Here is a 6,805-nt window from a genome sequence, read left to right on the forward strand (position 1 = left end):
GCGTCGTTTCAAATGATCCCTTGCTTTGCAAGATGGCTCCCGGCGGGGTGCCGGATGATACGTGAATGCATATAGCCCGGATATTTCATGAGAAAACGATTTTTCTGCAGCAATAAGGATTATTACAGGCTGTTCCTTTGAAAAATTTGGATATTTGTAAAATACAAAATGTAATTCACGTTTTCTACTCGATGTTCTCACCCTTCGGGAAATAATCGGGATAGTGTACAACACTTAAATAAAATTGTGATTTTTGGAGGCAAAACATGAAACTAAGTTCTTTTTTATTATGCTTCATCATCTTTGCATCCCTCATTTTCTTTGCTCTCCCGGCAGCAAGCGAGCCGGTTGGAGGGTACAACTCATATATCGAGCTCCTTCCGGGTGGAAGGCCGAAACAACTGGCAAACGAAGACATTATCACTGGGGCTCAGGCTGAGATCATCAGGACCGAGGCGATCAAACGTAAACGGAAAATAAAATTTCTCTGCCCCATAGATATTGTGAGGCTTAACTCAACCTATTCCATGATTTCGTTTAAGGTCTCCCACACAGTGAAAAACAGCTCACGGTTCTCCATAAATCCAGCTGTCTATTCCCTGCTGTTTGAAGGAAATGGCCCCTCGGGCCTGAAGCGGTACGCAAAGAATTATATCAAGTGGTTTGGCCCCAGTGATATTGAACAGTACAAGACAAGCACCACGTCTCAATTCTGCGAATTTTTTATAAGATCCGGTGTGGAAGACTGCCTTTTCGAGACAAAGAAAATCGCTGAAAAGAAAAATGATCGGACACAACGCCTCATTGCAAAAATAAGAGAACTCGAAAAAAGTGTAACCCGGCAATCCCTGCATGCCCAACAACTCGAAGAGACCATTGCACAATACCACCTGCAGGCCCAACAATTCGAAGAGACCACGGAACAACAGCGCCTGCAGGCTCAAAATCTCCAGAAGACAATGGCACACCAGCGCCTTCAGACTCAAAAACTCGAAACCAGAGTCAATGCCTTGCATGCACTTCTGGAAGGGGTGTCACGGGGTAAAAACGAAATCCTCTTCAGTGGAATCAATCTTCATATCGTGAATGGAACAGGCAGCACCCACGACAAGGTCAATGGAACCGGCAATCTGATTGTCGGATATAACGAAAAAAAACAGGGCGAAAACCTTCAGATGGAGTCACACGAAATTATCTCACCGCCTAAAACCCATTCTGTAAAACATAAAACAATCACAGAAAAGAAACCAACCCCAACGGTCAAGTTGGCCGAAGACATCGACTCAGAACTAAGCGGTGTCTGCTTTATAGATACCGCCCGATTCTAAAGTATGTTTCCTGCAATGAAGGTAACTATTCAGCTTGTGCCTCCGGCGGCCCTGCCGAGGTCTAAACTTTTAAAAAGTTGAAGAAATAGGTTCAAGCCAATCTCAATCAAAGGCGCATTAGCAAAACCGCTTTCGAGGTGGCACCTCGCCGCCGGAGGCCGCTTTTCATGAGCTGAATAATGACCCATGAAGAAGGCAATCATACTATTTGTCCGATAAGCATGCCGGCAGAAATACGTATAGCCAACCGTATCAAGGGTATACGCCACATGCGCTCGACGCAGGTTTAGTCTGCTTATTTATGCGCGCATGCTTAATGTCCATGGCGTTGTAAAGTAGGTTTCACGAACGTCAGAGGCCTTTGATGCTGCCCAATGTTCCAGGCCCATTCTCTTTATTAAGCACAAATTGAAGACCTTCATGTTATGTGGGAGCTCTGTCGCTCTATCTGCATAAGGGTGTAAGTTGTCGCACGGAAAGTCGTCACAATCCCCACAAAAATCATGCCCCTTATTTTTAGAACATTCATAGGCAGCACAGCGATGCGACTCGCCAAAGAGATGCTTTTGCAACGGTATTTTGCCATCGTGATCGCGGCATCCGTTGCACAGCATTATGTCAACAGGCACCTTATATTCTTCGGACATTTTTTCAACAGCCGCTCTTGCCTCTTTGTTTTCATGGGCCAAATAAAAAGGGCAGTTAAAACAGTCAAGGCCGCAGGGAGCCGTCAATCGAAAGTAATCCATCGTTAATTCTCCTCATAATTTTAAATTAATTTGAACAAGAAAGACTATATCCCGGATATTTCACGAGTCGAGTGCACGATCTCGTACTCTCCATTCAACTCTCGTGACCTTGCCACCAATCCAACACACATTATCAGCTATTTCATTTCATCAAAGAAGGCAGGCCAAACCTCTCATCTCTTGCCTTGACAAAAGCTGTCTTCCTATTCTATGGCTATGATTTATGTCTAAAAGTATCAATATAGTGAAATATAGTTTCACTATAGAAATGAGCAATTCCACATCCATACATTCAAACAGGATAAATAACATGAGAATAGGCCGCAATTTTTTTCTTCTGGTGACCGTAGCACTCGTTATGATAACCCTTACAGGATGCCGCAGCACTATTGCAAAAAAAGAAGTTGGGAAACTTCATGAACTAATCGAGGCAATTCGGATGGAATACCACGGCGCACCGAGTTATTTAGGCCTTGAAATGAAATGGGCTCAGTTTGTCCCCTCTTCGTTTGAGAAAACGGACGATTATTTGCTTAGTGGGTGGAAAGAAAAGATTGAACTGTCACATATTGGTGTTGAAGGATTCAAAATAATTTACCGTAACGTCCCTGCGGGCAAAGAATGCGAAGAATTTATGTTAGGAATCACCAGTTTAAAAAGCTACTTTCTTATCGAGGAAATTCAGGTAAATAATGTAACGATTAAAGGCCCGACATTCAATTACAACAAAAAGAAACTTGCTTCGATTTGCCCCCTCGACAGCAATCCAGAGCATAAAACGTATGATATCGTGATGATTTTAGAATAGCCCCAACCCGGATATTTCATGAGGAAACGACCCAGCCAAAACAATCATATTGTTATTAGAGCCGTTTATTGAGAAAGCTATAGGCATTTCAAAAATGCAAAATGTAATCCGGCGTTTTTAAGTCGCTTTTCTCACCCTTCATGAAATATCCGGGTTAGCACATTTGATCAAAAATTCTCTTTTATGGCATCGATGCGTGCGGTATTATTTTATGTGGATTTTTACTAAAATAATCACGTACGCATATAGTTTCCCGTTCATTTTTTGTCAGCATCGATCATACCCATTTCTTTCAATAGTTCCATAACAATTGAAATCTGGGACCCTGCCATGGTCCCACCAAGAGAAAGCATAACAGAGCAGGTTTCCATGATCTCACTTCGTGTTGCTCCTGCATCAATAGCCTTTTGTGTTTGTCCTAAAATACACCCCTTACATCCCATAACTATAGCTGCCCCCATGGCCATCAGACGTTTGGTCTTAGTGTCCAGAACGCCAGACTCATAGGTTTTCTTGTAATGGGCCTGGTATAATTCTCCCTGTTCCTCTTGCCAATCGATCAACTCCCAGAAATTATCACTTATCTGGTTGTACTCTTCTCTTAAATTTTTCATTATATATTTCCCTTTTAAGGTTTCAATGCTTGAGCTATAAAGCGACTTTGCATAAAGTCCTAACCCACCGATGAGTGAGGGGTCACCTACACATTTGACACAAGCTTTCTTTGACATTTTTTTGCATGTAAGATTCTGCCAAAAGCAAAAGTTGGCGATTCAGGAGAAGGGCCCAAACTTCTTGAAAAATGGCATCAAACCTATCACATACCGGGTATGCGATGCGCATTAAGCACCAATATAACAATAAATATTATGATTAATTTCATTTTGTCAGATGTAGTTTAATCAGGCTCTAATCATATTATTTAAAACAGGTACTACGGCCCGACCCCATATTCTATTACCTGTTTCCGACCGCATACTCAGTTCCAGGGTTTAAATCGAGAATATTTCGATGAGGCGCAACCAGTGAATTTTCGTATTGCACGCTCCAGTTTTGCCCATTAACGCCTGCAACTGTATGCCCGTTATCAAACTCGGGTTCTTCATTAAAAATGTAATATGCAATATTGTATAACTGAGATGAAACCTCATTTGGATCAAGGTCAACAAAGTGGCATTGTATGTCATAAAAACCAAGAGCGGCTAAACCGAGTGAATCCATTAAAAGCCCCTGATCTCCTGCATTAAAAAACCTAATATTTATAAATCCCAATAATGGGTCAGAACTCGATATGATTTCAGATGAATCAATAATTTGTTGAGTTCGTTTATTTGCAACACCTATGCTATTTGAGAATTTGATAAAAACACTTATAGCATTTGAAAGAATAAAGTGTCTTTCTTTTGGCTCTAAGCCTGACGCCATGATATCGGTGAGCAGTACCTTATATTTTGTACGACTAACGATTTCTGATGCATTTGGAGTTCGCCAACTCTGCTGGACTACTTCATATAGCGAGTCTTTATCTTTTTTTGGATCGGCATGCACAAGAATGAGCTGGCTTGGAACTTGTTTTTCACCCTCATAGGTGACTTGGTGATCCATTAAAAAAAACATGTTTTGATCGCCACTTTCTTTATGGTCGATTGCTCCAATACGTTCTTCAAGTTCCGCTACCGCTGCACTAACATCTATTTTAGGCTCGGCCTCAAAAAGTAATTCGACTCCGTAAGTCCTTGCGAAACCATCTTCATCATTTGTATCTGACATGAATTCTCCTTAAGTTAACGCTATAGTTGCTGCAGTCTGCGCGCAGGGAGGTCCCCCCTGAGGCGAAGCTGTCTATCTTCAAAAAATTGTTGAACAGGCCCGCGCCACGTCGCCGCACAGGTTTCAGAACCTGTTATGAAATTTCAATGAAAAACACTGCACGGCGGGGCTACCAATCCCGCTCATGCTCAGCGTCACAACGCAATCTTTTTTTTGCAATGATTTGAAATATTTTCGCTTTGTTTCCATTCATCGTTGATACTTCAATCTTGTCTTCCATCAGAATGTCGAATTGAAATAATAACTCGTAAACCCAAGACATGGCATGATGCCGAAATATGCCCCCTTCAGGAAGCCGGAAGACCCCAAAATTGCCATATTCATTTTCAAATTGACGATATCTCTGATTGTTTCGGATGTCTTGCTGTAAAGGATAGTCGCTTATGTAGAGAATTCCATTAGAATTCAAAACTCTGTACAACTCGTTGATAACTTCCTTTTGTCCCGTATCTGTTGGTATGCATGTTAAAACTGCCAATAATGTACATGCAGAAAATGTATTATCCTTAAAAGGTAATATACCATAGTCCACATGCATTAAGTTCAGGGTTGGATGTAGAGATAGGCCCCGATTGATCATTTCTGATGAAATATCGACTCCAACCACATCACTGTAACCGTTTTCTATAAGTTCAGCGCAAGTTCGGCCATAGCCGCATCCATAATCAAGTATCTTGCTCTGTGATAGGGTCAATTTTCGTAATTGATCTAATTGAATAGGATGAGAAAACGTTTTTTTTGTAGCGACACTATCCCAATATGTATTCTGAAAATCGAGATTATCCATGGTCTCCTTTGCCTACGCGTGCTTCACCCGACGGGTGCCGAAGCACGACAGAGCTTGATACTTGACAACACTCGGGCGTCGAAGTCGACTGAGAGAACCGCCCTTGCACCCGGTGGGATACAAGCAATTCTTGCTCAAAAGCAGGGACTTAGCCCGAATATTTCACGAGTCGAGTGCGCTCATATTCAAGGCATCAGAGCTGCAGATGTAGCGGTTTACCTCAAAGCTCTGATAACGCAGAAAATGGGTGCACTCGGCTCGCCCGAAGGGTGAGAAATCAAGCAGAAAACGTGAATTACATTTTGTATTTTACAAATACCTGAATTTTTCAAAATAACAGCCTGCAATAACTTCTTATTGCTGCAGCAGAATCGTTTTCTCATTAAATATCCGGGTTAGATATAAAAAACCTCTTTTAGCCATTGAGCATCCGAGGTACACGGACCATGGACTAATTTGTAAGCCCCTTTACTTGACACTTTTCTATTCATATCTCGTAAAAGCCAATCAACGTATACACATTTATCTTCATTATCGATATCTTTGATAATTTCGATAGCACGTATTTCAATATCAGGTGATCCTTGTCCCAACATTTTTTTTATTGCAATACGATCGCCAGGAACCATTTGATCCCGTAAACTCGCTTGTGCTGGCTGCTGTTTTTCAGACCAACCTAAATACCAATACCCTCTATTCACAAATTTATCGTATTGCTAGCGAACGCTTCGCATCACCCGACGGGCGGGCATCACGAAATTTTTAATATTATTGTTAAATTACAAATTTCTAAAACGTTTAAACAAACGCCGACGTAGCCCGGTCGGCTGTGGATGCGTTTGTTATGCATTTGCGCTATTCAGCTTAGTAAAGTATTCCTTTAACTTGTGTTTACCATATTCAGGGGCAAGCATATCCATTGCCATGACTGTCATGAAAAATTCAACTGGTCCATAAACCTTGCTTCCAGTAAGTAACCTGATCAGTTTGAGGATAGCAATCCTTACCCAATCTGGAATATGAGTTATTTTCGGTTTATTACCCAAAATTTCAAAGGCGATTGATGCAATCTCATTTTGAGTGAGTGTTTCGGGGCCGCCTATTTCAACTTCTTTATCTGGCTTGTCGATAGCATCTACACAAAAAGTTGCCAAGTCTTTGTCAGCGGCGTCTTTAATCTGCATGCTCACTGGCGGTACGAAAGTGTAGTCAATTTTCTTCCTTTCTTTTTTTCTTCAGTTCCCACATTTTAAAATTATTTTCTTCATCTTCTTTATTTTCTTCATAATTTCCTTTCCCACAG

The 6,805-nt window shown here is 41.5% G+C and carries 8 protein-coding genes; 2 read left to right on the forward strand and 6 right to left on the reverse strand.

Annotated features, from left to right (window positions below):
• The first annotated feature begins 266 nt into the window (after positions 1–266).
• Positions 267–1,328, forward strand: coding sequence for a hypothetical protein (locus Q1Q75_RS14980; RefSeq protein WP_300672252.1), 1,062 nt, complete (start codon positions 267–269; stop codon positions 1,326–1,328).
• Positions 1,329–1,627: 299 nt separating this feature from the next.
• Here Q1Q75_RS14980 and Q1Q75_RS14985 read toward each other — a convergent pair whose 3' ends face one another.
• A complete protein-coding gene (locus Q1Q75_RS14985) occupies positions 1,628–2,077 on the reverse strand; it encodes a DUF3795 domain-containing protein (protein ID WP_300672253.1) in 450 nt (149 codons plus the stop codon).
• A 310-nt stretch (positions 2,078–2,387) separates the two neighbouring features.
• Here Q1Q75_RS14985 and Q1Q75_RS14990 point away from each other — a divergent pair, with 310 nt between their 5' ends.
• On the forward strand, positions 2,388–2,885 hold the full coding sequence (locus Q1Q75_RS14990; protein WP_300672254.1) for a type 4 pilus major pilin: 498 nt from the start codon (positions 2,388–2,390) through the stop codon (positions 2,883–2,885).
• A 257-nt stretch (positions 2,886–3,142) separates the two neighbouring features.
• Here Q1Q75_RS14990 and Q1Q75_RS14995 read toward each other — a convergent pair whose 3' ends face one another.
• The 5 genes from Q1Q75_RS14995 to Q1Q75_RS15015 all read right to left on the reverse strand — a co-directional run bounded on the left by Q1Q75_RS14995 (position 3,143) and on the right by Q1Q75_RS15015 (position 6,686).
• Positions 3,143–3,499: a carboxymuconolactone decarboxylase family protein gene (locus tag Q1Q75_RS14995; protein ID WP_300672256.1), complete on the reverse strand. Its 357-nt coding sequence runs from the start codon at positions 3,497–3,499 to the stop codon at positions 3,143–3,145.
• A gap of 343 nt (positions 3,500–3,842) precedes the next feature.
• Entirely contained in the window at positions 3,843–4,655 is an 813-nt protein-coding gene (locus Q1Q75_RS15000; protein WP_300672258.1) for a DUF4261 domain-containing protein, read from the reverse strand.
• Positions 4,656–4,824: 169 nt separating this feature from the next.
• Positions 4,825–5,502, reverse strand: coding sequence for a class I SAM-dependent methyltransferase (locus Q1Q75_RS15005; RefSeq protein WP_300672260.1), 678 nt, complete (start codon positions 5,500–5,502; stop codon positions 4,825–4,827).
• A 395-nt stretch (positions 5,503–5,897) separates the two neighbouring features.
• Positions 5,898–6,203, reverse strand: coding sequence for a hypothetical protein (locus tag Q1Q75_RS15010; protein ID WP_300672262.1), 306 nt, complete (start codon positions 6,201–6,203; stop codon positions 5,898–5,900).
• Positions 6,204–6,344: 141 nt separating this feature from the next.
• Positions 6,345–6,686, reverse strand: a complete 342-nt coding sequence (locus tag Q1Q75_RS15015; protein WP_300672264.1) for a hypothetical protein — start codon at positions 6,684–6,686, stop codon at positions 6,345–6,347.
• Positions 6,687–6,805: the final 119 nt, after the last annotated feature.

Source organism: Desulfoluna sp., assembly GCF_030145185.1.
In the GTDB taxonomy this organism is placed as follows: domain Bacteria; phylum Desulfobacterota; class Desulfobacteria; order Desulfobacterales; family Desulfolunaceae; genus Desulfoluna.

Coding starts and splice junctions, on each gene's coding strand:
- Q1Q75_RS15005 (WP_300672260.1), bottom strand. CDS start 5,502: ATGGATAATCTCGATTTTCAGAATACATATTGGGATAGTGTCGCTACA.
- Q1Q75_RS14980 (WP_300672252.1), top strand. CDS start 267: ATGAAACTAAGTTCTTTTTTATTATGCTTCATCATCTTTGCATCCCTC.
- Q1Q75_RS14990 (WP_300672254.1), top strand. CDS start 2,388: ATGAGAATAGGCCGCAATTTTTTTCTTCTGGTGACCGTAGCACTCGTT.
- Q1Q75_RS15015 (WP_300672264.1), bottom strand. CDS start 6,686: ATGCAGATTAAAGACGCCGCTGACAAAGACTTGGCAACTTTTTGTGTA.
- Q1Q75_RS14995 (WP_300672256.1), bottom strand. CDS start 3,499: ATGAAAAATTTAAGAGAAGAGTACAACCAGATAAGTGATAATTTCTGG.
- Q1Q75_RS15000 (WP_300672258.1), bottom strand. CDS start 4,655: ATGTCAGATACAAATGATGAAGATGGTTTCGCAAGGACTTACGGAGTC.
- Q1Q75_RS14985 (WP_300672253.1), bottom strand. CDS start 2,077: ATGGATTACTTTCGATTGACGGCTCCCTGCGGCCTTGACTGTTTTAAC.